Annotated in this window: 18 protein-coding genes, 1 tRNA gene and 1 pseudogene; 11 read left to right on the forward strand and 9 right to left on the reverse strand. The window is 68.2% G+C overall.

Annotation, left to right across the window (positions count from 1 at the left end):
* Positions 1-46 precede the first annotated feature (46 nt).
* On the reverse strand, positions 47-520 hold the full coding sequence (locus KBZ33_RS12535; protein WP_254954087.1) for a hypothetical protein: 474 nt from the start codon (positions 518-520) through the stop codon (positions 47-49).
* Between the two features lie 73 nt (positions 521-593).
* Positions 594-665 (reverse strand) — tRNA-Thr (locus KBZ33_RS12540).
* 52 nt (positions 666-717) lie between these two features.
* Between KBZ33_RS12540 and KBZ33_RS12545 the strand changes: the two genes are divergently transcribed.
* Positions 718-975 carry a DUF3493 domain-containing protein gene (locus tag KBZ33_RS12545; RefSeq protein ID WP_254954086.1) on the forward strand — a complete coding sequence of 86 codons (258 nt, stop codon included), beginning with the start codon at positions 718-720 and terminating at the stop codon, positions 973-975.
* Here KBZ33_RS12545 and KBZ33_RS12550 read toward each other — a convergent pair.
* The 6 genes and pseudogenes from KBZ33_RS12550 to KBZ33_RS12575 all read right to left on the reverse strand — a co-directional run bounded on the left by KBZ33_RS12550 (position 892) and on the right by KBZ33_RS12575 (position 7,705).
* Positions 892-1,587: a low-complexity tail membrane protein gene (locus KBZ33_RS12550; protein ID WP_254954085.1), complete on the reverse strand. Its 696-nt coding sequence runs from the start codon at positions 1,585-1,587 to the stop codon at positions 892-894. The two genes, KBZ33_RS12545 and KBZ33_RS12550, sit on opposite strands and share 84 nt — an antisense overlap.
* Positions 1,588-1,591: 4 nt before the next feature.
* A complete protein-coding gene (gene infB / locus KBZ33_RS12555; protein WP_255011787.1) occupies positions 1,592-4,963 on the reverse strand; it encodes a translation initiation factor IF-2 in 3,372 nt (1,123 codons plus the stop codon).
* Positions 4,964-5,064: 101 nt separating this feature from the next.
* A pseudogene (locus KBZ33_RS12560) lies at positions 5,065-5,316 on the reverse strand (YlxR family protein); the annotation flags it as partial.
* Positions 5,313-6,752, reverse strand: a complete 1,440-nt coding sequence (gene nusA, locus KBZ33_RS12565; protein WP_254954615.1) for a transcription termination factor NusA — start codon at positions 6,750-6,752, stop codon at positions 5,313-5,315. The gene nusA and the pseudogene KBZ33_RS12560, both read right to left, overlap by 4 nt.
* A gap of 69 nt (positions 6,753-6,821) precedes the next feature.
* Positions 6,822-7,295 (reverse strand): ribosome assembly cofactor RimP, encoded by a 474-nt coding sequence (locus KBZ33_RS12570; protein WP_254954614.1) that lies wholly within the window; start codon positions 7,293-7,295, stop codon positions 6,822-6,824.
* 125 nt (positions 7,296-7,420) lie between these two features.
* Positions 7,421-7,705 (reverse strand): hypothetical protein, encoded by a 285-nt coding sequence (locus KBZ33_RS12575; protein ID WP_254954613.1) that lies wholly within the window; start codon positions 7,703-7,705, stop codon positions 7,421-7,423.
* Between the two features lie 80 nt (positions 7,706-7,785).
* Between KBZ33_RS12575 and KBZ33_RS12580 the strand changes: the two genes are divergently transcribed.
* From KBZ33_RS12580 to rpiA, 3 genes are all read left to right on the forward strand, one after another.
* On the forward strand, positions 7,786-8,613 hold the full coding sequence (locus tag KBZ33_RS12580; protein WP_254954612.1) for a metallophosphoesterase: 828 nt from the start codon (positions 7,786-7,788) through the stop codon (positions 8,611-8,613).
* Positions 8,583-9,731 carry a trypsin-like peptidase domain-containing protein gene (locus KBZ33_RS12585; protein WP_254954611.1) on the forward strand — a complete coding sequence of 383 codons (1,149 nt, stop codon included), beginning with the start codon at positions 8,583-8,585 and terminating at the stop codon, positions 9,729-9,731. Before KBZ33_RS12580 ends, KBZ33_RS12585 begins: the two co-directional genes overlap by 31 nt.
* Before the next feature lie 61 nt (positions 9,732-9,792).
* The gene (rpiA, locus tag KBZ33_RS12590; protein ID WP_254954610.1) at positions 9,793-10,506 is read left to right on the forward strand and encodes a ribose-5-phosphate isomerase RpiA; all 714 of its coding nucleotides are present in this window, start codon (positions 9,793-9,795) and stop codon (positions 10,504-10,506) included.
* Between the two features lie 25 nt (positions 10,507-10,531).
* Here the strand turns inward: rpiA and hisD are convergent, their stop codons facing one another.
* Positions 10,532-11,821, reverse strand: coding sequence for a histidinol dehydrogenase (gene hisD / locus KBZ33_RS12595; RefSeq protein WP_396108456.1), 1,290 nt, complete (start codon positions 11,819-11,821; stop codon positions 10,532-10,534).
* A 172-nt stretch (positions 11,822-11,993) separates the two neighbouring features.
* Here hisD and rpsT point away from each other — a divergent pair, with 172 nt between their 5' ends.
* The 7 genes from rpsT to rlmN all read left to right on the forward strand — a co-directional run bounded on the left by rpsT (position 11,994) and on the right by rlmN (position 24,071).
* Positions 11,994-12,308, forward strand: a complete 315-nt coding sequence (gene rpsT / locus KBZ33_RS12600) for a 30S ribosomal protein S20 (RefSeq protein WP_254954608.1) — start codon at positions 11,994-11,996, stop codon at positions 12,306-12,308.
* A 10-nt stretch (positions 12,309-12,318) separates the two neighbouring features.
* Positions 12,319-13,131, forward strand: a complete 813-nt coding sequence (locus KBZ33_RS12605) for a TatD family hydrolase (protein WP_254954606.1) — start codon at positions 12,319-12,321, stop codon at positions 13,129-13,131.
* 258 nt (positions 13,132-13,389) lie between these two features.
* Positions 13,390-16,680 (forward strand): DNA-directed RNA polymerase subunit beta, encoded by a 3,291-nt coding sequence (gene rpoB, locus KBZ33_RS12610; protein ID WP_254954605.1) that lies wholly within the window; start codon positions 13,390-13,392, stop codon positions 16,678-16,680.
* A gap of 58 nt (positions 16,681-16,738) precedes the next feature.
* Positions 16,739-18,643: a DNA-directed RNA polymerase subunit gamma gene (locus KBZ33_RS12615; protein WP_254954604.1), complete on the forward strand. Its 1,905-nt coding sequence runs from the start codon at positions 16,739-16,741 to the stop codon at positions 18,641-18,643.
* Positions 18,644-18,716: 73 nt separating this feature from the next.
* The gene (locus KBZ33_RS12620) at positions 18,717-22,832 is read left to right on the forward strand and encodes a DNA-directed RNA polymerase subunit beta' (protein ID WP_254954603.1); all 4,116 of its coding nucleotides are present in this window, start codon (positions 18,717-18,719) and stop codon (positions 22,830-22,832) included.
* Positions 22,825-23,013 (forward strand): high light inducible protein, encoded by a 189-nt coding sequence (locus KBZ33_RS12625; protein ID WP_254954602.1) that lies wholly within the window; start codon positions 22,825-22,827, stop codon positions 23,011-23,013. Before KBZ33_RS12620 ends, KBZ33_RS12625 begins: the two co-directional genes overlap by 8 nt.
* On the forward strand, positions 23,013-24,071 hold the full coding sequence (rlmN, locus tag KBZ33_RS12630) for a 23S rRNA (adenine(2503)-C(2))-methyltransferase RlmN (RefSeq protein WP_254954601.1): 1,059 nt from the start codon (positions 23,013-23,015) through the stop codon (positions 24,069-24,071). Before KBZ33_RS12625 ends, rlmN begins: the two co-directional genes overlap by 1 nt.
* Positions 24,072-24,073: the final 2 nt, after the last annotated feature.

Raw genomic sequence — 24,073 nt, forward strand, 5'->3', positions numbered from 1 at the left:
GGCAGAAATCACGCCCTCGCCGGGTGCTTGCTCAGGCTGCAGAACGTTATGTCTCCCTCTTAACGCGATCACAGGACACCAGGAACGCCGTCACCTGGTCACCCCAGTTGACCACCACAAGCAGGTTTCGGGGTGTTCTGGAGAATCCCTGTTGGGACAGCATGGCGAAGTGGTTGAGATCATCGTGACTCACCAGTGGATGTCTTCCCTGCAGGGCCTGCCAGGCGAGCAGAAAGGAGTCCCCCTCCAGTTCGCGGCATTGGCCGTAGGCCTCTTCGGTCCCCATCCCTTGGCGCCGCAGCCTCACGAAGCTGTCCAGGTCCGGCCCCAGATGGTCGATCCAGCGGCCGAGATCCCCTACCGCCGCCACCCGGCTGCGGTCCGGGTCGTCGGACGCCAGCAATAGGGCCGTGGCAGCCAGCGACCAGGTCGCTTCAGCCAGCAGCCGTTGGGCGGCCTCACGCAGAGCCGTGTGGTGGCTCTCCAGTAGCCGCTCGTGGCGCGTCCTGAGTTCATCCATGGCCCGAGTATCGCCACCAACGCCGCCTCAGGGGAACGGATCGGAACGGGTATCGGTGCGGGCTGAGCCGAGAAGCCGGTGATCGGATTTGAACCGACGACCTACTGATTACGAATCAGTTGCTCTACCCCTGAGCTACACCGGCATCGGTCAAGAAACTAGCATTCGTCGGATCGACTCCTGCTGCGTGCCATTCCATGGGATCCGACCCTAAGAGTTCCCTGGATCCGGAGCTGCGTCGTCGCCTTTTGGCGGAAGCCAGGACGCCCTGGCGGGGCTTGCGACGGGCGCTGTGGTTCGCTCTGGTGGCTTCCGCCGGTCTGGGCCTGGCGACCATGGCGCTGCGGGCCTCCGCCGGCTCGGAGGTGGCCTCAGGGGACCTGCTGATCCAGGTCGGAGCCCTCAGCCTCTTTGGTGCCTTGCTCTGGTTCGACCGCAACCGGGACGACGACTGAGGGTTCCGGCAGCTTCTGGGGCTCCGGCAGCAGGAGGGGCTCCGGCAGCAGCAGCGGCAGGCCCAGGCAGAGACGTTGCTGCTCCAGCTCCGCCAAGCTGAGCGGCGGCGTCCCGGCCACGGTCTCGGCCTTGCGGCTGAGCAGCCACAACGACTGGACCAGCTGCTGCCACTGCCACAGCATCACCGCCAGCAGCAGGGCCGCCAGCAGCAGGGCCACCAGGCGGGGACAGGAGCTGAAGGGGGACATGGGGGAGGCCACGGCGGCCTGGCGGTCGATCCACCACAGCAGGGGCAGGCCCAGGGCGGCACCGCCGGCCGTGGCCAGCGCCAGAGCCGGGGTGGCTTGAAGGCGACTGAGCCGGCGTTGCAGCTCCCGACGGCCGCGCAGGGGTGTCTGCAACAGCAGCAACGACCAGACGTCGGCCGGGCGCCGCACCAGCAGCAGCGCCGGCGCCAGGGCGCCGATCGCCCAGCAGAACAGCCTCTCCAGCCCCGGCAGGGGGCCGGGGTCGCTGCCGGCCAGCACCAGCAGCAACAGCAGGGCCTCGAGCGGCAACACCCCGAAGGAGATCAGCTGGAGCCAGAGCAGGGGCTCGCTGCGGGGCGTCACGGGTTCAGGTGCTGAGGGTCCGGCGCTGGGTGACCAGCTTGAAGGCCTCGACCCGATCCCTCTCCTGCCAGCCGGTGAACCGGTCGCAGCCGATGCCGCACTCGAAGCCGGTGGCCACCTCCTTGACGTCGTCTTTGTTGCGACGCAGAGAATCGAGATCGCCTTCATAGACGAGCTCCTTGCCACGGTGCACCCGGATGCGGCAGTTGCGCTGCAGTTTGCCGTTGGTGACGTAGCAACCGGCGACGGCGCTCTTGCCGATGGTGAACACGGCCCGCACTTCCGCCTCGCCCAGGTTCTCCTCCACCAGCTCCGGTTCCAGCAGGCCCTCCATGGCCATCTGGATGTCCTCCAGCAGCTTGTAGATGACGTCGTAATCGCGCACGTCGACGCCGGTGGCATCGGCGGCACGCTTGGCACCGGAGGCCATCGAGGTGTTGAAGCCCACGATCACGGCGCCCGAGGCCGCGGCCAGGTCGACGTCCGTTTCGGTGATCTCGCCCGGTGCCGACAGCAGCACCCGCACCTGAACCTCCTCCTGGGGCAATTGCTCGAGGGATCCGAGGATCGCCTCCACGCTGCCCTGGACATCGGCCTTGAGGATGAGGTTGAGCTCCTTCAGTTCGCCCTCGCTGACCTGGCCCGACATCGAGGCCAGGGACACCCTCCTGGAGGCCATCTGCTGGGCCAGGCGGGTGGCCCGGGCCTCGTTGGCCCGGTCGCCCACCACCGCCCGGGCGCTCTTCTCGTCGGTGTACACCTCGAACTCGTCGCCGGCGGTGGGCACCTCGCTGAAACCGAGGGCCTCCACGGCGCTGGAGGGGCCGGCCTGCTTGACCCTCTTGCCGGTGTCGTCGACCATGGCGCGCACCTTGCCGAGAATCGGCCCCGCCGCCAGCACGTCGCCGGCTTTGAGGGTGCCGTTCTGGATCAGCAGGGTGGCCACCGGACCCTTGGCCTTGTCGAGGTGGGCCTCGATCACGGTGCCGCGGGCCATCCGGTCGGGGTTGGCCTGCAGGTCCTCCACTTCGGTGACCAGCAGGATCATCTCCAGCAGCTTGTCGATGTTTTCGCCCTTGATGGCGCTGACGGGGACCATCACGGTGGTGCCGCCCCAGTCCTCGGCCACCAGATCGAGGCCGGAGAGCTCCTGTTTGACCCGCTCGGGCTGAGCCCCTTCCTTGTCGATCTTGTTGATCGCCACCACGATCGGCACCTCGGCGGCCCGGGCGTGGCTGATCGCCTCCAGGGTCTGGGGGCGGACGCCGTCATCGGCGGCCACCACCAGCACGGCCACGTCGGTGACCTTGGTGCCACGGGCCCGCATGGCGGTGAACGCCTCGTGGCCCGGGGTGTCGAGGAAGGTGATCTTGCGGGTTTCATCGCCGTGGGGCACATCCACCTGGTAAGCGCCGATGTGCTGGGTGATGCCGCCGGCTTCGCCCGCCGCCACCCGGGTCTTGCGGATGGCATCGAGCAGGCTCGTCTTGCCGTGGTCGACGTGACCCATCACGGTCACCACCGGTGGCCGGCGGATCAGGTGGGCCAGGTCGCTGGCCTCAATCATCTCCACGGTCTTCTTGGCCGCGGCTTCGATGTCGTCCTGGAGGACGGGCACGCCGAACTCCTCAGCCACGGTCTCGATCGTGTGCAGATCGAGGGTCTGGGTGACGGTGGCGCTGATCCCCTTGAAGAACAGGGATTTGATGATCTCGGAGCTCTCCACCCCGAGTCGGTCGGCCAGCTCCTGCACGGTGAGGTTGCCCTCGGGCACGATCAGCATCTCGGGACGCTGGGCCTTGGCTTCGCGGGAGGCCCGCAGCTCCATGGCACGGCGGCGCTGACGCTGGCGGGTGGTTTCTTTCTTGCGCTTGCGCACCGCCACCGTGGGTTTGGCCTGCGCGCCGCGCGCGGTGCGGGGCTTCGCTGGCCGGGCCAGGCTGGCCTGGAGCACCAGGGCTTCCTGCTCGCCGGCGTAGCCACCGGTTTCGGCGGTGAGGGCATCATCGTTCTCGCCGATGATGTGGACCTTCTGGCGCTGCTTCTGGGGAGTGCGGCTGCGCAGGGCCTCGAGTTTGGCGCTGTCGTCCCAGTCGGGTCTCCGTGCACCGGGGGCGCGGGCGCCGGCCGGCGTGGGCGGGCGGAACCCAGGGCGACGGGGGGCCGCCGGCGGGGTGGCGGTGGGACGCGTCACGCCCTCGGTCTCCCCTCCGGCTTCGCTGCCGCCCTCGCTCCGGTCGGGGCGGCGCGGCGGCGGGGCGGTGGGACGGCCGGTGGGTTTCTGGAGCTGCATCAGCTCGCCGGGGGCCATCGGCTTGCGCATGCCGGCCGGGATGCCCGGGCGGCCGGGGGCTGCCGGACGCCCGGCGGCGGTGGTGCCGGGACCCGCCGAGTCGCGGCGGATCGGCTTACCGACCAGCTCAAGCGGCGTGGGGCCGGGCCGGCCCGGGGCCGAGCCGGCCCTGGAGCCGGGGCTGCCGGGACGGATCGGTGCGGGAGTGCCAGGACGCTGGGGGCGGGCCGACGGTGGGGCCGGCCGGCTGCTGGTGGCGCCCTGGCCGGGCTGCGGACGTCCGACCAGCTGGGGCCGGGTGGCCGGGGGGCGGGTGGGTGCGGCTCCCGTGGCGCCCTGCACGGGTCGGCCCGGAGCCGGGGCGGGAGGCCGCTGGGGGGAGCCGACGCGCACGGGCGGCTGGGAGGTGCGGTTCACCGGTGCCGGGCTGGTGGGCTTGGGTGCTGCCAGGGGTTTGGCCGGTGGGGCCAGGGAAACGGGGCGGGCCGGGGCCGCCGGCAGCGGGCGGGCCGGCAGGCCGCCGGCAGCGGGCGCCGTGGGGGCCGGGGCCGGGGCAGTGGGCGCCGGGGCCGCAGCAGCCGGTTTGCCCATGATCGTGGGCGGACGAACGGCCGGTTTGCCGGCTTCCACCGGTCGCGGCCGGGCCGGGGACGGTGCCGGAGCTCCGGCGGGCCTGGGGCGAGCCGCAGGTGGCTCGGGACGGGAGGGTGCGGGAGCGGAGGCCGCTGGCGCAGGACGCGGTGCGGGGGGGCGGCTCGCGGGCGGGGCCGGGGTGGCGGGTGCCGTCGCGGCGGGCGGAGTGCTGGCCCGGGGAGCCGCCACGGGTGCCGGCGCGGCTTTCTTCACCGCCAGGATCGCCTTGGCCGGGGGGGCGGGCGCCGCAGGTTCGGTCCGCGACGGGGTCTGGCTGCCGACGTTGACACCGATCATCGAACGGATGCGGCTCGCCTCGTCATCGCTGATCGAGCTGCTGTGACTCTTGGCCGCAATGGAGAGCTTCTCGGCGGCATCGAGCACGTCCTTGTTGTCCAGGCCCAGGTCCTTCGACAGCTCGTAGATTCTCACTTTGCCGCTGCTGGTCATTCAGAAAGGTCTCCGTACGGTGGGGCCGAAAGGACCCCGGGGCCGCACACACGTTGCGACCATGATTCATCTTGCCTCAGAGGTTGCGGGGCCGATCGCTCGAGACGTGCCTCGAGGCTGACGATGATGGCATCGCTGACGGCACAGCGGAGGCCGCGCTGGAGGCGGCGGCGGCGACGGGCTTCCTCCAGGCAGCTCGGCTCCGGGCAGAGGTACGCCGAGCGACCCATGCCCCGATCCAGGCTCACCGTCCCGTCGGCCTGACGCACCACACGCCAGAGCTGGCTGCGGTCGCAGAGGCGACGACAGGAGACGCAGCGGCGCAGCACCGGGCGCCTCGCGGGCGACGTCACCGGACGTCCTCGCCGGTGACGGCCTCGGCCTGATCTTCGGTCGGGGCCGGGTCTTCGGAATCGGCCCTGGGCTCGGCCTGCTCGTCGATGGGCTCTTGGGCGGGAACGCCGTCTTCGCCCTCCTCGAGTTCGTAGGACCCGTCGTCCTCGGGCAGGGGGTAGAGCTCACGCAGGCGGGCATCTTCCTCGGCCCGGGTGGCCTGCTCGGCCTCCAGACGGGCCTCGGCTTCGGCCTGCAGGGCCTCCTCCTCCTGGCGCTGGGCGATCAGGGTCGCCACCGTCTGGTCCTCGCTGACCTGGTCGTACTCCTGGGCATTCTTGATGTCGATCTTCCAGCCGGTGAGCCGGGCCGCCAGGCGAACGTTCTGACCCTCCCGGCCAATGGCCAGGCTCAGTTGGTCGTGGGGCACGAGCACGTGGGCGTGGTGCCCTTCGGGATCCACCAGGCGGACCATCTCCACCCGCGCTGGGCTGAGGGAGTTGGCCAGATACTGCGCCGGATCCGGAGACCAGCGGATCACGTCGATCTTCTCGCCCCGCAATTCGTTCACCACCTGCTGGATGCGGGAGCCGCGGGCGCCGATGCAGGCGCCCACCGGATCCACTTCCCGCTCCACACTGTCGACAGCGACCTTGGTGCGGGGGCCGACGGCGCGGGAGGGGGGATTGGCTTCCCTGGCCACGGCGACGATCCGCACCGAGCCCTCCTGGATCTCAGGCACCTCGTTCTCGAACAGATAGACCACCAGGCCCGCATTGGCCCGGGAGACGAACAGCTGGGGGCCGCGACGGGAGACCTCGCTGACCTCCTTGAGGAACACCTTGAAGGTGGCGTTGGCGCGGTAGTTGTCATTGGGAAGTTGGTCGCGGCGGGGAAGCTCCGCCTCCACCTCTGGCCGGCCCAGGCCGCTGCTGACGGCCATGATCACGCTCTGGCGCTCGAAACGGATCACCCGGGCGGTGAGCACGGGATCCTCCAGGTCGGCGAATTCCTCCTGGATCATGCGGCGCTGCTGGTCCCGCAGCTTCTGGGCCAACACCTGCTTGGTGGTGGCGGCGGCCATGCGGCCGAAATCATCCTTCTCCGGTGTCACGTCCAGCACCACCGTGTCGCCGATCTGGGCGTCTTCCGCCACCTGGCGCACCTCTTCGATGGCGATCTGGTGGTCGTCGCTCTCCACCTCCTCGACGATGATCTTGCTGGCCAGCACCCGGTAGCCCTCTTCCTCGAGATCGAGCGCGACGTCGAAGTTGCTGAAGTAGTCCTCCTCGAAGGGGTCCTCGCTGATGCCCAGGTAGAGGGTGCGGCGGTAACGCTCGTAGCCCTTCAGCAGTGCCTCCCGCAGGGCCGCCTCCACCACCTGGGGAGCCAGCTTCTTCTCGTCGCTGATGTCCTCGATCAGGTTGTTGAGACCGGGGAGCAGAACCAGGGCCATGAACTCGGAGGCAGTTGGGATGAAAGGGAAGAAGGATGAACCGGAGCGGCTCAGGTGAACCGGGGCGGCTCAGGAATCGGGTGGAGCTTCGCTGAGCCGCACCCGCAGTACCTCGTCGCGGGGGATGCGCAGGATGCGGCCGCGCTCATTGAGCTGCACCACCTCGTCATCCCGGCCCAGCAACAGGCCGGTGCGGCGCACCTCCGCAGCGCCGGCCTCCTGGCGGATCAGCTCCACCGGAAACCCACGGAAGCTGACGAAGTCCCGGTCGGTGAGGAGTTCTTCCCCGATGCCGGGGCTGCTCACCTCCAGCACATAGGCCATGGTCAGCAGACCCGACGCTTCGATGGCCTCAGCAAGGGGACCACTCACGGCGGCGCACTCGTCGAGATTCACGTCGGTGCCATCGGCGCGCTGCACCCGCACCACGACCGTGAGGGGGATGCGATGGGCCAGCACCTCCACCGATTGCACCGTGAGGTGCGCTTCCTGGACCACTGGCCGGGCCAATGTCTCCAGGTCGTCGGTAAGGGGATCGGGCAAGGACAGGCGGCGCGGGCGGGATGGTCCGCCGTGCGCTGCAGTGTTCACTGCCCCCGACCAGAGGCGTTGCCCCTGTCAGGGGGAACGTCATCCGGGAAAAAGGGTGATGCCCGGCGGGCATGGATTCACCCTAAGGGATTGCCCCCCGGGGGGCTGGGAAGCTCCAGGACAGGAGCCTCGGCGTAGTAATCGTTGGCGCTGACCTCGCCCCGCTGACTGAGGTCCTGGTTGAGGCACTGGCCGCACTGCTCAGGCGTGCGCAGGAACTGGCAGACCCGGGCCCAGAGCTTGGCGCGGCTGCCGGGAGCCCCCTGGCTGAAGTGCACCAGGTCGTTGCCTCCGGCCATCCCCTGGATCTCCACCTTGCAGAGGGTGCAGCGCTGCCTGGTTCCGGGAGGGATTGTGGCCATGGCCTCGGGGAGGACTGGGGGCAAAGTTAAGCCGATTCAGGTCGAGCGGTCCTGCCCGGGGCCGGCCGGAGCGGTCTCCCATGCGAATTCTTCAACTGAGCGATCCCCATCTGCTCGCCGATCCCGCCGGCCGCTGCCATGGCCGGCCGGCGCTGGACCTGCTGCGCCATGCACTCCAGGAGGCCCTCGGCCAGCTTCGGGCGCTCGGGGAGGCCCCCGATCTGCTGCTGATCAGCGGCGACCTCTGCGATGACGAGAGCTGGGGCGGTTATGTCCGCCTGGGGGAATTGCTGCAGACGCTGCCGCTGCCGGTGGCGTTGCTGGCGGGCAACCACGACCAACCCGCCCTGCTGCGCGCCGCCCTGGGGCGCCGCGCCGTTATCGCCCCGGCCCTGGTGCGCTGCGGCCAGGGCTGGCTGCTGCTGCTCGACAGCCACCGCAGCGGTGACACCGCCGGCGAACTGGGCCCGCTCCAGCTGGACTTGCTGCAGCGCCAACTGGACGACGCCGCGCCGGCCGCGGGCCAGCCCCTGCTGGTGGCCGTCCACCATCCCCCGGTGCCGATCGGCGATGCCGGCATGGATGCCATCCGGTTGCGGGATGGCGAGGCCCTGCTGAATGGGTTGCGGCCGCTGCCCGGTCTGCGGGGGTTGGTCTTTGGTCATGTCCACCAGCACTGGCAAGGGGAACTGCCCGGCCGGCCGGAGGTGCCCCTGCTGGGCTGTCCCTCCACTCTGCGCAGTTTCCCTGCGGTGCAGCCCTGCCCCCTGGAACGTCCGGACGACCCAGGCGGGCGCTGGCTTCACATCGGCGAGGACGGCGTCCTGCGGCAGCGGTTGCTGCGCTGGGCGCCGCTCGACGGCCCTAGCCTCGCCGGATGCAACGCTCCCATCCCTTGTCTTCCCTGAGCCGGCGGCTGCGGGGCCTGGCGCTGCTGGCCCTGTTGCTGGCGTTGACTGCCCTTCCCCTGCCCGCGGCGGCCCTCGAGACGGCCCCCCCGGCCCTTAGCCCCCACAGCTTCGTGGCCGACGCCGCCCGGCGAGTGGCTCCGGCAGTGGTGCGGATCGACACCGAGCGCAACGTGGCCAGGCCCGCCTTCGATCCCGCCCTGCTCGATCCCCTGCTGCGGGATCTGTTCGGCGACCCCTCCAGCAGCACGCGGGAACGGGGCCAGGGTTCGGGGGTGGTCATCGATGGGCGCCGCGCCCTGGTGCTCACCAATGCCCATGTCGTCGACAAGGTGGATGGGGTGACCGTGACCCTGGCGGATGGCCGCCAGCTGGATGGCGCGGTGGTCGGCAGCGACCCGGTCACCGATCTGGCGGTGGTGCGCATCACCGGTAAGGCCCCACTAAGCGCCGCTCCCCTGGGCGATTCCGAGGCCCTCGAAGTGGGCGACTGGGCCATCGCCCTGGGCAGCCCCTATGGCCTGGAGCGCACCGTCACCCTGGGGATCGTCAGCAGCCTGCACCGCGACATCAACAGTCTCGGTTTCGCCGACAAGCGCCTCGATCTGATCCAGACGGACGCGGCCATCAATCCCGGTAATTCCGGCGGCCCCCTGATCAACGCCGCTGGTGAGGTGATCGGCATCAACACCCTGGTGCGTTCCGGGCCTGGGGCCGGTCTGGGCTTCGCCATCCCCATCAACCTGGCCAAACGGGTGGCCGACCAGCTCGGCGAGGGGGGCACGGTGGTGCATCCCTATCTCGGCCTCCAGTTGGTGCCGCTCACGGCCCGGATGGCCCGGGACAACAACAAGGATCCCGATGCCCTGTTGCAGTTGCCCGAGCGGGACGGGGCCCTGGTGCAGCGGGTGCTGCCGGAAAGCCCGGCCGAGGCGGCCGGGCTGCACCGTGGTGATCTGGTGGTGGCGATTGCCGACCAGCCGGTGAACACCCCTTCGGCGCTGTTGCACCAGGTGGAGCAGGCCCAGGTGGGTCAACCCCTGCCGCTGCGAGTGGTCCGGGGCCAGCGGGAGCTGCAGCTCTCGATCCGGCCGGCGGCCCTGCCCCAGGCGGGCTAGGTCCCAGGGGGGACAGGACAGTCCCCCTTGCTACGGTCTGGCCCGATTCCGGCAGACCTCGATGTCCGATCTTCAGGACCGCATGAAGGAGGCCGTGGCGACGGCGGCGGTGGATCAGATCCGTGACGGCATGGTGGTGGGGCTGGGTTCAGGCTCCACGGCCGCCCTGATGATCCGTGCCCTCGGCCAGAAGCTGCGCCAGGGCGAGCTGACCGGCATCGTCGGTGTCACCACCTCCTTCCAGGGGGAGGTGCTGGCGGCCGAGCTGGGCATTCCCCTGATGGCCCTCAACGCTGTGACCAGCATCGATCTGGCCATCGACGGCGCCGATGAGGTGGATCCTTCCTTCCAGCTGATCAAGGGGGGCGGGGCCTGCCATGTGCAGGAGAAGCTGGTGGCCCGCCGGGCCGATCGCTTCGTGATCGTGGTGGATGCCACCAAGCTGGTGGAGCGCCTGAACCTTGGCTTCCTGCTGCCGGTGGAAGTGCTGCCCGGCGCCTGGCGCCAGGTGCGGGATGAACTCACCGCCATGGGGAGTTCCGTCGCGTTGCGCATGGCCGTGCGCAAGGCCGGTCCGGTGGTCACCGACCAGGGCAACCTGGTGCTGGATGTGGCCTTCGAAGGGGGCATCGGCGACCCCGCCGCCCTGGAGGCGACGATCAACAACATCCCCGGCGTGCTCGAGAACGGTCTGTTCGTCAATCTCGCCGATCAGGTGCTGGTGGGGGAGATCGTCGACGGCGAGCCCCGGGTGAGGGATCTGCCCCGGCGTTGATCACGGCGCCGTTCTTGTGGCGCCGTCAGTCGGCCTGAAGCCGCTGGCGCACGGACTCGGCGTGGCTGTGCAGTCCTTCGCTCTCGGCCAGGGTCACCACGGCTGGGCCCGTGGCCTCCAGGGCCGCCCGGTTGAACTGGATCAGGCTGGTGTGACGCAGGAAGGTCTCGACGCTCAGGGCGCTGGCGAAGCGGGCGGTGCCTGAGGTGGGCAGGGTGTGGTTGGGGCCGGCCAGGTAGTCGCCCACCGCCTCGGGCGACCAGGGGCCGAGGAAGATGGCGCCGGCATGGCGGATGCGATCGGCCAGGGCTTCGGGGTCCGCCACCAGCAGCTCGAGGTGTTCCGGGGCGAAACGGTCACTGAGGGCCGCCGCTTCGGCCAGATCGCCGCAGACCACGATCAGGCCCCAGTCGTTGAGCGCCTGCAGGGCGATGGCGGCCCGGGGGTGCCGCACCAGCTGGGCTTCGATGGCGGCCGGCAGGGCGGCGGCCAGCCCCGTGCTGGTGGTGATCAGGATGGCGGCCGCCAGGGGATCGTGCTCCGCCTGGGCCATCAGGTCGGTGGCCACCTGGGCGGGGCTGGCGGTGTGGTCGGCGATCACCAGCACCTCGCTGGGGCCGGCCAGGGAATCGATGCCCACCCTGCCGTAGACCGCCTTCTTGGCCAGGGTGACGTAGAGGTTGCCGGGGCCGCTGATCACATCGACGGCGGGGATTGTTTCGGTGCCGTAGGCCAGGGCCGCGATCGCCTGGGCGCCCCCCACCCGGTACACCTCCTCCACCCCGGCCCGGTGGGCGGCCGCCAGCACGGTGGCGTTCGGCTCGCCGCCGGGGCCGGGCGGGGTGACCATCACCAGCCGTTCCACGCCGGCCACCCGGGCGGGGATCGCATTCATCAGCACGGTGCTGGGGTAGGAGGCCCGGCCGCCGGGGATGTAGATCCCCGCCCGCTGCACCGGGCGCCAGCGGCGTCCCAGCCGTTCGCCATGGGGGCCAACCACGGCCAGATCCGCGGGCTTCTGGCGGCGGTGGAAATCGAGGATCCGCTCGTGGGCGAGGTCGAGGGCCCGGCGCAGGAGCTCGGGGCAGGCCTGCCAGGCCTGGGCCAGTCGCTCCGGCGGCACCCTGAGGGGATCGGGCCGCAGGCCATCGAAGCGCTCGCTGAACTCCAGCAGGGCGGCATCGCCGCGCTGGCGCACCTCGGCCAGGATCGCCGCGACTGTCTCCTCCTCCTGATGCATCCGGGCACCCTCGGTGCGGGCGGCGATCGCTTCGAGCCGTTCACCGGCCTGTGGCCCCGCCCGCAGACAGGCGATCCGCAGCGGTGGCAGCGCCGCGGAGGCGTCAGCGGCGCTGCTGCTGCTGGTCGGGGTGGAAGCAACCACGGGTCGGTGCCGGAGGCGAAGGGCCACCACAAAATTAGGGCCAAGGACCCGCCAGGCTCCAGGAGGTAGGATCCGCGATTGCCGAGTCAGCGCCCCTACGCCTGTGGCCAATAACAAGTCTTCGAAGAAACGCATCGAGATCGCCGAACGCAATCGACTGCGCAACCGCACCTACAAGTCCGCCCTGCGCACCCTGATGAAGCGCTGCCTGACGGCCTGCAGCTCCTACGGCCAGAAGCCAGGAGAGGAGGCCAAGGCCGCCGTCCAGGCCAGCATGAGCGCCGCCTTCAGCAAGATCGACAAGGCGGTCAAGGTCGGGGTCGTGCACCGCAACACCGGCGCCAACCAGAAGTCGCGGCTGAGCGTGGCGGTGAAGCAGGTGCTGGAGCCCTCGGCCGCCGGCAGCACCGGCGCCTGAGCGCCACCCCATGGCCGTCAGCTCCGAGGCTGCTCCATCCCTGGTGGACAGCCACTGCCACATCGTGTTCCGCAACTTTGAGGCGGATCTCGACGAAGTGGCTCAACGCTGGCGGGAGGCGGGGGTCAAGGCCCTTGTCCATGCCTGCGTGGAGCCGTCGGAGATCGGGGCGATCCGAGCCCTGGCCGACCGCTTCCCGGAGCTGCGTTACGCGGTCGGGGTCCATCCCCTTGACACCCAGCACTGGCACAGCGACACCGCTGCCGTGCTGGAAGCCGCGGCCTGCGCCGACGACCGCGTCGTGGCGATTGGTGAACTGGGCCTGGATCTGTTCCGCGCCACGAATCTTGAAGAGCAGCTGGCGGCCCTGGGTCCCCAGCTGGATCTGGCTGTAGCCCTGGATCTGCCGGTGATCATCCACTGCAGGGATGCGGCAGAACCGATGCTGGCCGAGCTGCGCCGGCGGGAGCGCCAGGGCACCTGCCCCCGTGGGGTGATGCATTGCTGGGGGGGCACCCCCGAGGAGATGGAAGGCTTCCTGGAGCTTGGCCTCTACATCAGTTTCAGCGGCACGGTCACTTTTGCCAAGGCCGAGCCGATCCACGCCTGTGCCCGCCTGGTGCCGGCCGATCGCTACCTCGTCGAAACCGACTGTCCCTTCCTGGCGCCGGTGCCCCGCCGCGGCAAGCGCAACGAGCCCGCCTACGTGGCCGCCGTGGCGGCCAGGGTGGCCGACCTGCGGGGCGAGACGCTGGAGCAGGTGGCGCAGGCGACGACCGCCAACTCCACCCGTCTGTTCCGCCTGCCCCACCAGGTTGTATGATGTCTTATTGGCCTGGAAGCGGAAGCGCTCTTTTTGTCCACGACGGCATCCATTGAGTCGGCAACTGAGTCGGCAATATCGCAGCGAGCCCTGTAAGCGCTTCAGCTGGATTGTTCGTCCCATTCCCATGGGCGGACGCCACAGCTAGGCGCCTGTTGGCATGGCCCGTCACCGGGCACTCCTCCAGGCAGGTCTCAGCGTAATCGCCTTTCCCCGTCCAGGTCCGCCCTACCACCACCGTTCCTGCAGGTTCACCGCATGAGCAGCGCGATCCAGGTCGCCAAGACCGTCACTTACCTTCCCGATCTCGTGGAGGTACAGCGGGCGAGCTTCAAATGGTTCCTGGAGAAGGGCCTGATCGAAGAGCTGGACAGCTTCTCTCCGATCACCGACTACACCGGCAAGCTGGAGCTGCATTTCATTGGCGATCAGTATCGCCTGAAACGCCCCCGCCACGACGTGGAAGAGGCCAAGCGTCGCGATGCGACCTTCGCCTCCCAGATGTATGTCACCTGTCGTCTGGTCAACAAGGAAACCGGCGAGATCAAGGAGCAGGAAGTCTTCATCGGGGAGCTTCCCTTGATGACCGAGCGCGGCACCTTCATCATCAACGGCGCCGAGCGGGTGATCGTCAACCAGATCGTGCGCAGCCCGGGCGTCTACTTCAAGGACGAACAGGACAAGAACGGCCGCAAGACCTTCAACGCCAGCCTGATCCCCAATCGCGGCGCCTGGCTGAAATTCGAGACCGACAAGAACGACCTGCTGCACGTCCGCGTCGACAAGACCCGCAAGATCAATGCCCATGTGCTGATGCGGGCCATCGGCCTGTCCGACAACGACGTGCTCGACAAGCTGCGTCACCCGGAGTACTACCAGAAGTCGATCGAGGCCTCCAACGAAGAGGGCATCAGCTCCGAAGACCAGGCTTTGCTGGAGCTCTACAAGAAGCTGCGTCCGGGTGAACCGCCTTCGGTGAGTGGCGGTCAGCAATTGCTGCACAGCCGCTTCTTCGATCCCAAGCGTTACGACCTGGGCCGGGTGGGTCGCTACAAGATCAACAAGAAGTTGCGTCTCACCATCCCCGATGCGGTGCGCACGCTCACCGCCGAGGACGTTCTGTCCACGATCGACTACCTGATCAACCTCGAGCTCGATGTGGGCGGCGCCTGCCTCGATGACATCGACCACCTCGGCAACCGCCGGGTGCGTTCGGTGGGCGAGCTGCTGCAGAACCAGGTGCGCGTCGGTCTGAACCGCCTCGAGCGGATCATCAAGGAACGGATGACCGTCGGCGAGACCGAATCGCTCACCCCCGCCCAGCTGGTGAACCCGAAGCCCCTGGTGGCGGCGGTGAAGGAGTTCTTCGGCTCCAGCCAGCTGAGCCAGTTCATGGACCAGACCAACCCCCTGGCCGAGCTGACCCACAAGCGCCGTATCAGTGCCCTCGGCCCAGGCGGTCTCACCCGGGAGCGGGCCGGCTTCGCCGTGCGCGACATCCACCCCTCCCACTACGGCCGCATCTGCCCGATCGAGACGCCGGAAGGCCCCAACGCCGGTCTGATCGGTTCGCTCGCCACCCACGCCCGGGTGAACGAGTACGGCTTCATCGAAACCCCTTTCTGGCGGGTGGAAGACGGCATCGTGCTCAAGCAGGGCGATCCCCTCTACCTCTCCGCCGACCTGGAGGATGAATGCCGGGTGGCTCCCGGTGACGTGCCCACCGATGCCACCGGCCGCATCACCGTCGACCTGGTGCCGGTCCGCTACCGCCAGGACTTCGAGAAGGTTCCCCCCGAGCAGGTGGACTATGTCCAGCTGTCGCCGGTGCAGGTGATTTCGGTCGCCACCTCCTTGATCCCCTTCCTGGAGCACGACGACGCCAACCGCGCCCTGATGGGCTCGAACATGCAGCGCCAGGCCGTGCCCCTGCTGCGGCCCGAGCGGCCCCTGGTGGGCACCGGCCTGGAAACCCAGGTGGCGCGTGACTCCGGCATGGTGCCGATCACCAAGGTGAATGGCACCGTCTCCTTCGTCGATGCCACCGCCATCGTCATCCGTGACGACCAGGGCCGGGATCACACCCACTTCCTGCAGAAGTACCAGCGCTCCAACCAGGACACCTGTCTCAACCAGCGGCCGATCGTGCGCCAGGGCGATCCGGTGATCGCCGGCCAGGTGCTGGCCAATGGCTCGGCCTGCGAAGGCGGTGAGATTGCCCTCGGCCAGAACGTGCTGATCGCCTACATGCCCTGGGAGGGTTACAACTACGAGGACGCCATCCTTGTCAGCGATCGGCTGGTGCAGGACGACCTCTACACCTCGGTGCACATCGAGAAGTACGAGATCGAAGCCCGCCAGACCAAGCTCGGCCCCGAGGAGATCACGCGGGAAATCCCGAATGTGGCCGAGGAGAGCCTGGGCCACCTCGATGAGATGGGCATCATCCGCATCGGCGCCTACGTCGAATCCGGCGACATCCTGGTGGGCAAGGTGACCCCGAAAGGCGAATCCGACCAGCCGCCGGAAGAAAAGCTGCTGCGCGCCATCTTCGGCGAAAAGGCCCGCGACGTCCGCGACAACTCCCTGCGGGTGCCCAGCACCGAACGGGGCCGGGTCGTCGACGTGCGCATCTACACCCGCGAGCAGGGCGATGAACTGCCGCCGGGCGCGAACATGGTCGTGCGGGTCTACGTGGCCCAGCGCCGCAAGATCCAGGTGGGCGACAAGATGGCCGGCCGCCACGGCAACAAGGGCATCATCAGCCGCATCCTCCCCCGGGAGGACATGCCCTACCTGCCTGATGGCACCCCCATCGACATCGTGCTCAACCCCCTGGGTGTGCCGAGCCGTATGAACGTGGGTCAGGTGTTCGAATGCCTGATGGGCTGGGCCTCGTCCCACCTCGACTGCCGCGTCAAGGTGGTGCCGTTCGATGAGATGTACGGCCCCGAGAAGTCGAAGCAGACGGTGCAGGCCTACCTCGAGGAAGCCGCCAAGCTGCCCGGCAAGGCGTGGGTCTACGACCCCACCAATCCCGGCAAGATCCAGCTGATTGATGGCCGCAGCGGCGAACCCTTCGACCAGCCGGTGACGGTGGGCTACGCCCACATCCTCAAGCTGGTGCACCTTGTCGACGACAAGATCCACGCCCGCTCCACGGGCCCCTACTCCCTGGTGACCCAGCAGCCCTTGGGCGGCAAGGCCCAGCAGGGCGGTCAGCGACTCGGGGAAATGGAGGTGTGGGCCCTGGAGGCCTACGGCGCCGCCTACACCCTGCAGGAACTGCTCACCGTCAAGTCCGACGACATGCAGGGCCGCAACGAGGCCCTCAACGCCATCGTCAAGGGCAAGCCCATCCCCAGGCCGGGCACGCCCGAGTCCTTCAAGGTGCTGATGCGGGAGCTGCAGTCCCTCGGCCTCGACATCGCCGTCTACACCGACGCCGGTGAGGAAGTCGACCTGATGCAGGACGTCAACCCTCGCCGCAGCACCCCCAGCAGACCCACCTACGAGTCCCTCGGTGTCGCGGATTACGACGATGACTGATCGCTTGATTCACCGGCTCTGATTTCTCCGCTTCTCTCGATCACCCTGCGTTTCCGCCATGTCCAACAGCAACCTCCGCACCGAAAACCACTTCGACTACGTGAAGATCACGCTCGCTTCCCCCGAGCGGATCATGCAGTGGGGGCAGCGCACGCTGCCCAACGGTCAGGTGGTGGGTGAGGTCACCAAGCCGGAAACGATCAACTACCGCACCCTCAAGCCCGAGATGGACGGGCTCTTCTGCGAGAAGATCTTCGGCCCCTCCAAGGACTGGGAATGCCACTGCGGCAAGTACAAGCGGGTGCGGCACCGGGGCATCGTCTGCGAGCGCTGCGGTGTGGAAGTCACCGAGAGCCGGGTGCGGCGTCACCGCATGGGCTTCATCAAGTTGGCGGCCCCGGTGTCCCATGTCTGGTATCTCAAGGGCATCCCCAGCTATGTGGCGATCCTGCTCGACATGCCCCTGCGGGACGTTGAGCAGATCGTCTATTTCAACTGCTATGTGGTGCTCGACAAAGGGGACCACAAGGACCTCACCTACAAGCAGCTGCTGACCGAAGACGAGTGGCTGGAGATCGAGGACCAGATCTTCGCCGAAGATTCCGAGATCGAGAACGAGCCGATCGTGGGGATCGGTGCCGAAGCCCTCAAGCAGCTCCTTGAGGACATCGATCTCGAGAAAGAAGCGGAACAGCTGCGGGAGGACATCAACAACTCCAAGGGCCAGAAGCGGGCCAAGCTGATCAAGCGCCTGCGGGTGATCGACAACTTCATCGCCACCAACGCCCGTCCGGACTGGATGGTGCTGGATGTGATCCCGGTGATCCCCCCCGATCTGCGCCCCATGGTGCAGCTCGACGGCGGCCGTTTCGCCACCAGCGATCTCAACGACCTCTACCGGCGGGTGATCAACCGCAACAACCGCCTGGCGCGCCTCCAGGAGATCCTCGCCCCCGAGATCATCGTCCGCAACGAGAAGCGGATGCTGCAGGAGGCCGTCGATGCCCTGATCGACAACGGTCGCCGCGGCCGCACCGTGGTGGGGGCCAACAATCGGGCCCTGAAGTCACTCAGCGACATCATCGAAGGCAAGCAGGGGCGCTTCCGCCAGAACCTGCTTGGCAAACGGGTCGACTATTCCGGCCGTTCCGTGATCGTGGTGGGCCCCAAGCTCAAGATGCACCAGTGCGGTCTGCCCAAGGAGATGGCGATCGAGCTGTTCCAGCCGTTCGTGATCCATCGCCTCATCCGCCAGAACATCGTCAACAACATCAAGGCGGCCAAGAAGCTGATCCAGCGGGCCGATGACGAGGTGATGCAGGTGCTGCAGGAAGTGATCGAAGGGCACCCGATCCTGCTCAACCGGGCCCCCACGCTGCACCGTCTGGGCATCCAGGCCTTCGAGCCCAAGCTGGTCGATGGCCGGGCCATCCAGCTCCATCCCCTGGTCTGCCCCGCCTTCAACGCCGACTTTGACGGTGACCAGATGGCCGTGCACGTGCCCCTGGCGATCGAGGCCCAGACCGAGGCCCGCATGTTGATGCTGGCCAGCAACAACGTGCTCTCCCCCGCCACCGGCGAGCCGATCATCACCCCGTCCCAGGACATGGTGCTTGGCGCCTACTACCTCACCGCCGTCGATCGGGACAAGGTGCAGCCCGCCTTCGGCGACCGCGCGCGCACCTTCGCCGACCTCGAGGACGTGATCGCCGCCTTCGAGGAGAAGCACCTCACGCTGCACGACTGGGTCTGGGTTCGCTTCAACGGCGAGGTGGAGAGTGACGACGAGGACAACGAGCCCGCCCAGCAGGGCACCCTCTCGGATGGCACCCGCTTCGAGCAGTGGAAGTTCCGCCGCGACCGCTTCGATGAGGACGGTGCGCTGATCAGCCGCTACCTGCTGACCACCGTGGGTCGGGTCGTGATGAACCACACCATCATCGACGCCGTGGCCGCGACCTGAGTTCCACCGGCCGGGCCCAGCCCCGCGCCCCGTGTCTTCCGTTCCCCTCCAGCCTTTTCCAACGCGCGCTGCCATGACCGCCACCCCCGCCAAGAAGATCAGCAAGAAGAGCGCCAAGGCCGCCGCCGAACTGGCGGCCGCCGCGGCAGCCGCCGAACTTGCGGCCTCCGCCTTGAGCAAGCAGGCGCCGCCGTTCCGTAACCGGATCATCGACAAGAAGGCGTTGCGCAACCTGGTGTCCTGGGCCTACAAGCACCACGGCACCGCCGCCACCGCCGCGATGGCCGACGAGCTGAAGGATCTGGGCTTCCACTACGCCACCCAGGCGGCGGTGTCGATCTCGGTCGACGACCTGCGCATCCCCGGCGATAAGGCGGTTCTGCTGGAAGAGGCGGAGGAGCAGATCACGGCCACCGAGGAGCGTTACCGGCTCGGTGAGATCACCGAGGTGGAGCGCCACACCAAGGTGATCGACACCTGGACCGAAACCAACGAGCGTCTGGTGGCGGCCGTGCGCCGCAACTTCAACGACAACGATCCACTCAATTCGGTGTGGATGATGGCCAACTCCGGCGCCCGGGGGAACATGTCCCAGGTGCGTCAGCTGGTGGGCATGCGCGGCCTGATGGCCAACCCCCAAGGGGAGATCATCGACCTGCCGATCCGCACCAACTTCCGTGAGGGCCTCACGGTCACCGAGTACGTGATCTCCTCCTACGGCGCCCGCAAGGGCCTGGTGGACACGGCCCTGCGTACCGCCGACTCCGGCTACCTCACCCGCCGTCTGGTGGACGTGGCCCAGGACGTGATCGTGCGGGAGGAGGACTGCGGCACCCACCGCTTCATCCCCATCAACGCCGACGAGCGCGGCCGCTTCGGCACCAAGCTGGTGGGCCGTCTGGCGGCCCAGCCCGTCATCGACAGCGAGGGCGTCGTCATCGTCGATCGCAACGGCGAGATCGACCCGGCCCTGGCGGCAGCGATCGAGAAGGCGTCGATCGCCACCGTGATGGTGCGCTCACCGCTCACCTGCGAAGCCTCCCGCTCCGTCTGCCGCAAGTGCTACGGCTGGGCCCTGGCCCACAACGAACTGGTCGACCTGGGCGAAGCCGTCGGCATCATCGCCGCCCAGTCCATCGGTGAACCGGGCACCCAGCTCACCATGCGGACCTTCCACACCGGTGGTGTGTCCACGGCCGAAACCGGCGTGGTGCGCTCCCTGGTGGACGGGATCGTCGAATTCGGCCCCAAGGCCCGTGTGCGTGACCACCGCACCCCCCATGGGGTGGAGGCCAAGCTGGCTGAAACCGATTTCACCCTCACCCTCAAGCCTTCGGGCAAGGGCAAGGTGCAGAAGATCGACATCACCAACGGCTCGATTCTGTTTGTGGCCGATGGTGATCCCGTCGCCCACGACATCATCCTGGCCCAGATCTCCTCGGGCTCGGCGGTCAAGAAGAGCGTGGAGAAGGCCACCAAGGATGTCATCTGCGATCTGCCCGGCCAGGTGCGCTTTGAGGATGTGATCCAGCCCCGGGAGGTCACCGATCGCCAGGGCAACATCACCCACAAGGCCCAGCGTCTCGGGCGCCTGTGGGTGTTCAGCGGCGACGTTTACAACCTGCCGCCCAACGCCCTCCCCGTCGTGGAGACCGACAAGCCGGTGACCGCTGGCAATGTGCTGGCGGAGAGCCGGCTGCAGAGCGAATACGGTGGCTCTGTGCGGCTGCGGGAGTCCACCGGCGACTCCCGCGAGGTGCAGATCGTCACCGCCAGCCTCACCCTCAAGGACTGCAAGCTGGTGGGTGAATCCAGCCACACCGGCGAAAGCTGGCACCTGGAGGGAAAGGACAATAGCCGCTATCTGGTCAAGACCCAGCCCGGCACCAAGATCGGCGCCGGTGAGGTGATCGCCGAACTCACCGACGACCGCTTCCGCACCCAGACCGGCGGCATGGTGAAGTTCGCCCCCGGCCTCTCGATCAAGAAGGCGCGCTCCGCCAAGCACGGTTTCGAGGTGAGCAAGGGCGGCACCCTGCTGTGGATTCCCCAGGAAACCCACGAGATCAACAAGGACATTTCCTTGCTGATGATCGAGGACGGCCAGTGGATCGAGGCCGGCACCGAAGTCGTCAAGGACATCTTCAGCCAGACCGCGGGCATCGTCACCGTCACCCAGAAGAACGACATCCTGCGGGAAATCATCGTGCGCTCCGGTGAGCTGCACCTGGTCTCCGATGCCAAGGTGCTCGGCCGTTATGGCGAGGACGGCAAGATGGTCAACCCTGGCGAGGAGATCGCCCCGGGCCTCAAGGCCGAGGCGATGAAGTTCGTCGAGAAGGTCGACACCCCCGAGGGCGGCGCCCTGCTGCTGCGGCCTGTCGAGGAATACGCCATCCCCGATGCCGCCCATCTGCCCGAACTCTCCACGGTCAAGCAGACCGGCGGACCGTCCCTGGGGCTGAAGGCCACCCAGCGTCTCACCTTCAAGGACGGCGAGCTGATCAAGTCGGTGGAAGGGGTGGAGCTGCTGCGCACCCAGCTGATCCTGGAGACCTTCGACACCACCCCCCAGATGACGGTGGATGTGGAGGCGGTGGCCGACAAACGGGCCAAGACCATCGAGCGGCTGCAGCTGGTGATCCTGGAGACCCTGCTGGTGCGCCGCGACACCCTCTCCGATGCCAGCCATGGCTCCACCCACACCGAGCTGCAGGTGGAGGACGGCATCAGCGTCAAGCGCGGTGATGTGGTGGCCACCACCCAGATCCTCTGCAAGGAGAACGGGGATGGGGTGGTGCAACTGCCCGAGCCCACGGCCGGCGAACCGATCCGGCGCCTGATCGTCGAGCGGGCCGACGACACCCGCAGCCTGGATCTGGGCGGGGCCGCCCCGAAGGTGTCGCTGGGCGACCGCATCGTCGACGGCGACGTCCTCGCCGAAGGGGTGCTTTCCCCCTGTTGCGGCCAGGTGGAGGCCATCGACGGCAAGACCCTCACCATCCGTCTGGGCCGGCCCTACATGGTGTCGCCCGATTCGGTGCTGCACGTCCGTGACGGCGAGCTCGTACAACGCGGCGACAGCCTGGCACTGCTGGTGTTCGAGCGCCAGAAGACCGGCGACATCGTGCAGGGTCTGCCCCGTATCGAAGAACTGCTGGAGGCCCGCCGGCCGCGGGAATCGGCCGTGCTCTGCCGCAAGAGCGGCACCGTGCAGATCAAGCAGGGCGAGGACGACGATTCGATCACCGTTTCGGTGATCGAGACCGACGACATCATCACCGAGTACCCGATCCTTCTGGGCCGCAACGTGATGGTCTCCGATGGCCAGCAGGTGAGCGCCGGTGAGATGCTCACCGACGGCCCGATCAATCCCCACGAGTTGCTCGAGTGCTTCTTCGAGGACCTGCGCAGCCGTAAGCCCACCATGGAGGCGGCCCAGGAGGCGATCTCCAAGCTGCAATTCCGCATGGTGACGGAAGTGCAGAACGTCTACAAGTCGCAGGGTGTTGCGATCAGCGACAAGCACATTGAGGTGATCGTGCGCCAGATGACCAGCAAGGTCCGCATCGAGGATGCCGGTGACACCACCCTGCTGCCCGGTGAGCTGATCGAGCTGCGTCAGGTGGAGCAGGTGAATTCCGCCATGGCCATCACCGGTGGGGCCCCTGCCGAGTTCACCCCCGTGCTGCTGGGCATCACCAAGGCTTCCCTCAACACCGATTCGTTCATCTCGGCGGCCTCCTTCCAGGAGACCACCCGAGTGCTCACCGAAGCGGCGATCGAGGGCAAGAGCGACTGGCTGCGGGGCCTCAAGGAGAACGTGATCATCGGCCGCCTGATCCCCGCCGGCACCGGATTCGGGGGCTTTGAAGAGGAGCTGCGTGCCGAGGCCGGACCCCACCCCGACATCCTCGAGGAGGAGGCCGCCGGCTACCGCCGCAACCAGAACCTGCGTCCCGACTACACCGTCGAGATGCCCGCACCGGCAGTCACCGCCGCCGTTCTGGATGACCCCTCCGAGGAGGATCTGGAGGCCACCCGCAGCCGCCATGGCATCGAAGCGGCCGCCAGCGGCTTCGCCGCCTTCGCCCGTCCCACGGCGGATGAGGGGCTGGAAGAGGAGCTGATCGCCGATCCGGCCGCCCTTGAGGGCCTGCAGGAGGAGGGACTGCTCAGCGATGACTGATCCCGCCGTCGCCAACCCACCGGCCCCCTCCCGGCCCACCCCGGTTCCGGTGCGCCGGGTGCCGCGCTTCGGCTTCCACACCCACACCGAGCGCCTCAATGGCCGGCTGGCCATGCTCGGCTTCATCGCCCTGGTGGCGGTGGAGTGGAAGCTGGGTCACGGCCTGCTGATCTGGCCCTGATGGCGGAGCCCGTTCCCCTGCTGGGGATGGGCCTGGCGGCCCTCCAGGAGTGGGCTGGCCTGCAGGGCCAGCCCACGTTTCGCGGCAAGCAGCTGCACGACTGGATGTATGCCAAAGGGGCCCGCAGTCTCGAGGAGATCACGGTGCTGCCGAAGGCCTGGCGTGGGCAGCTGGCGGCCGCTGGCACCGGGCTCGGACGCTCGAACCTATTGCACCGTAGCGACGCCCGCGACGGCACCACCAAGCTGCTGCTGGCCACGGCTGATGGCCTCAGCATCGAGACCGTGGGGATTCCCAGCGGTGATCGGCTCACGGTCTGCGTCAGCAGCCAGGTGGGCTGCCCCATGGGCTGCCGTTTCTGCGCCACCGGCAAAGGCGGGCTGCAGCGTTCCCTGGCGGTGCATGAAATCGTCGATCAGGTGCTCAGTGTTCGTGAGGCGATGGACCGTCGCCCCAGCCACGTGGTGTTCATGGGCATGGGCGAACCGCTGTTGAACACCGAGGCGGTGCTGGAAGCCATTGCGTGCCTCTGCACCGATCTGGGCATGGCCCAGCGCCAGATCACGGTGAGCACGGTGGGGGTGCCCCGCAGCCTGCCTACCCTGGCCGAACGTGCCCTGGAGCGGCTGGGTCGGGCCCAGTTCACCCTGGCCGTGAGTCTGCATGCCCCCGACCAGCGCCTGCGGGAGGAGCTGATTCCCACCGCCCACGCCTACCCGCTGGAGGCGCTGCTCGACGACTGCCGTCACTACGTGGCCCTCACCGGTCGGCGCGTCAGCTTCGAATACATCCTGCTGGGCGGCCTCAACGACCATCCCCGCCAGGCCGATGCCCTGGCCCGCCTGCTGCGGGGCTTCCAGAGTCACGTCAACCTGATCGCCTACAACCCGATCGCCGAGGAGGACTTCCGGCGCCCCGCCCCCGAGGCGGTGGAGGCCTTCCGCTCCCAGCTGGAGCGGCGCCACATCGCCGTGAGCGTGCGGGCCAGCCGCGGCCTGGACCAGGATGCGGCCTGCGGCCAGCTGCGTCGCCGCCTGCTCACCGCCCCGGCGGCTTGATC

The organism is Cyanobium sp. Cruz-8D1, from assembly GCF_024345975.1.
In the GTDB taxonomy this organism is placed as follows: domain Bacteria; phylum Cyanobacteriota; class Cyanobacteriia; order PCC-6307; family Cyanobiaceae; genus Cyanobium.

Coding starts and splice junctions, on each gene's coding strand:
- KBZ33_RS12535 (WP_254954087.1), bottom strand. CDS start 520: ATGGATGAACTCAGGACGCGCCACGAGCGGCTACTGGAGAGCCACCAC.
- KBZ33_RS12545 (WP_254954086.1), top strand. CDS start 718: ATGGGATCCGACCCTAAGAGTTCCCTGGATCCGGAGCTGCGTCGTCGC.
- infB (WP_255011787.1), bottom strand. CDS start 4,963: ATGACCAGCAGCGGCAAAGTGAGAATCTACGAGCTGTCGAAGGACCTG.
- nusA (WP_254954615.1), bottom strand. CDS start 6,752: ATGGCCCTGGTTCTGCTCCCCGGTCTCAACAACCTGATCGAGGACATC.
- KBZ33_RS12575 (WP_254954613.1), bottom strand. CDS start 7,705: ATGGCCACAATCCCTCCCGGAACCAGGCAGCGCTGCACCCTCTGCAAG.
- KBZ33_RS12580 (WP_254954612.1), top strand. CDS start 7,786: ATGCGAATTCTTCAACTGAGCGATCCCCATCTGCTCGCCGATCCCGCC.
- KBZ33_RS12585 (WP_254954611.1), top strand. CDS start 8,583: ATGCAACGCTCCCATCCCTTGTCTTCCCTGAGCCGGCGGCTGCGGGGC.
- rpiA (WP_254954610.1), top strand. CDS start 9,793: ATGTCCGATCTTCAGGACCGCATGAAGGAGGCCGTGGCGACGGCGGCG.
- KBZ33_RS12605 (WP_254954606.1), top strand. CDS start 12,319: ATGGCCGTCAGCTCCGAGGCTGCTCCATCCCTGGTGGACAGCCACTGC.
- rpoB (WP_254954605.1), top strand. CDS start 13,390: ATGAGCAGCGCGATCCAGGTCGCCAAGACCGTCACTTACCTTCCCGAT.
- KBZ33_RS12615 (WP_254954604.1), top strand. CDS start 16,739: ATGTCCAACAGCAACCTCCGCACCGAAAACCACTTCGACTACGTGAAG.
- KBZ33_RS12620 (WP_254954603.1), top strand. CDS start 18,717: ATGACCGCCACCCCCGCCAAGAAGATCAGCAAGAAGAGCGCCAAGGCC.
- KBZ33_RS12625 (WP_254954602.1), top strand. CDS start 22,825: ATGACTGATCCCGCCGTCGCCAACCCACCGGCCCCCTCCCGGCCCACC.
- rlmN (WP_254954601.1), top strand. CDS start 23,013: ATGGCGGAGCCCGTTCCCCTGCTGGGGATGGGCCTGGCGGCCCTCCAG.